The sequence below is a fragment of the Streptomyces niphimycinicus genome (genome assembly GCF_018883605.1).
GTDB classification, from domain to species: domain Bacteria; phylum Actinomycetota; class Actinomycetes; order Streptomycetales; family Streptomycetaceae; genus Streptomyces; species Streptomyces niphimycinicus.
On the sequence record NZ_JAHLEM010001127.1, the window covers coordinates 1 to 802 of the forward strand.

Genomic DNA, 802 nt, shown 5'->3' on the forward strand with positions numbered 1-802 from the left:
ACCGCGCTGTCGACACTGCTGACGCGGCTGGGCGCGGGCACGGACATTCCGCTGGGCACGGCGATCGCCGGGCGTACGGATGACGCGTTGGACGATCTGGTCGGGTTCTTCGTGAACACCCTGGTGCTCCGAACGGACACCTCAGGCGATCCCACATTCGCCGAACTGCTCGACCGCGTCCGCGGTAAGGACCTCGAGGCGTATGCCTATCAGGATCTGCCGTTCGAGCGGTTGGTGGAGGTGGTCAATCCAGAGCGGTCGCTGTCGCGGCATCCCTTGTTCCAGACGATGCTGACGTTGAACAACACGGAGCAGGGTGGCGCCTCGGTTGTTGCCTCGTTGCCGGGGCTGTCGGTGGCCGGTGAGCCGGTGGCGGCGGGTGCGGCGAAGTTCGATCTGTCGTTCCGGCTCGCGGAGCGTGGTGGTGAGGCGGATGGCGGTGTGGTGCTGGAGGGGGCGTTGGACTTCAGCACGGAGCTGTTCGACCGGGCCACCGCGCAGGGCATCGCGGAGCGTTTCGTCCGTGTTCTGACCGCGCTCGCTGAGGACCCCGACCGCCGCATCGGTGATGTTGAGTTGCTGTCCGCGGTGGAGCGGGAGCGGGTGCTGGTCGGGTGGAATGGTGAGTCGCGGGGTGTGCGGGGTGTGTCGTTGCCGGTGCTCTTCGGGGAGCAGGTGGCGCGGACACCGGATGCGGTGGCGGTGGTGTGTGATGAGGTCCGGTTGACCTATTCCGAGTTGGACGCGTGGTCGAATCGGGTGGCGCGGTGGCTGGTGGGGCAGGGGGTGGGGCCGGAGTCGT

General features: G+C 67.6%; 1 protein-coding gene. It reads left to right on the top strand.

Translation table 11 applies throughout. The features are described 5' to 3' along the window. A partial coding sequence (locus KN815_RS48170; RefSeq protein ID WP_216348077.1) for a condensation domain-containing protein occupies nucleotides 1-802 on the top strand: 802 nt, incomplete at both ends.